This window comes from Actinomycetospora succinea (assembly GCF_004363095.1).
Taxonomy (GTDB): Bacteria; Actinomycetota; Actinomycetes; order Mycobacteriales; family Pseudonocardiaceae; genus Actinomycetospora; species Actinomycetospora succinea.
On record NZ_SNYO01000022.1, the window covers coordinates 1 to 1,087 of the forward strand.

At 71.7% G+C, this 1,087-nt stretch carries 1 protein-coding gene; it reads left to right on the plus strand.

What is annotated here, in order from left to right; all coding sequences use genetic code 11:
- Window positions 1–112 precede the first annotated feature (112 nt).
- Window positions 113–1,075: an IS481 family transposase gene (locus tag EV188_RS31290; RefSeq protein ID WP_133830265.1), complete on the plus strand. Its 963-nt coding sequence runs from the start codon at window positions 113–115 to the stop codon at window positions 1,073–1,075.
- Window positions 1,076–1,087 lie beyond the last annotated feature (12 nt).

A 1,087-nucleotide genomic window follows, 5' to 3' on the forward strand; every position in this document is an offset into this window, starting at 1 on the left:
TGTACTCGGCCAGGACGTTGGTGACGGTCGGCGTGGCTGATTGAACGAGGAAGGCCCTTCGGGCGAGGTGGGGGTGTCTGACGCCGCCCGCCCCACCACGAAGGGCCTTCCCGTGCACGCTAACGCCCGCCTGACCTTCTACGGGCGCATCCTGCTGGTGCGCCGTGTCCGCTTTGATGGCCGCCCGATCTCCCACGTTGCTGCCGAGCTCGGGGTCTCGCGCCAGTGCGGGCACCTGTGGGTCAAGCGTTACGACGCCGAGGGGTGGGCGGGGCTGCTCGACCGCTCGAGCCGCCCGCACCACTGCCCGACGCGAACCCCGCACACCGCAGAAGCCCGCGTGCTGGCCGCCCGCGACCACGAGCAGGCCGGCCCGGCAGTCCTGGCCGCCTCGACCGGGGTGCCGGCGCGGACGATCTCGCGGATCCTCGCGCGTCACGGGGTGCCGCGGCTGGCCGACTGCGACCCGGTCACCGGCGAGTCGATCCGCGCCACCCGCCGCAGCGACCGCCGCTACGAGCACCCCCAACCTGGCGATCTGGTGCACGTCGATGTCAAGAAACTCGGGCGCATCCCCGACGGCGGCGGCTGGCGCGTCCACGGCCGCGAGCACCGGCCCGGCTCAAAGCGCCGGATCGGGTTCGACTACATCCACGCCATGGTCGACGACCACTCCAGGCTGGCCTACGCCGAAGTGCTGCCCGACGAGAAAGGCGCCACCTGCGCGGGATTCGTGAGCCGGGCGGCCGCCGCGTTCGCCGCCGCCGGCATCCCGCACATCGCGCGAGTGCTCACCGACAACGCCCGCAACTACCGCGGCTGCCGCGCCTTCGCCGCCGCGGTCGACGAACTCGGCGCGGTCCAGAAGTTCATCCGGCCACGCTGCCCGTGGACCAATGGCAAGGTCGAACGGTTCAACCGCACCCTGGCCCGCGAATGGGCCTACCGGCGCCCCTACACCAGCAACCAAGCCCGAACCATGGCCCTCGACGCGTGGATCGAGTACTACAACACCCGACGTCCCCACACCGCCTGCCGCGGCCGAGCCCCGATCACCCGCCTGTCACCAACGTGATGGCCCAGTACA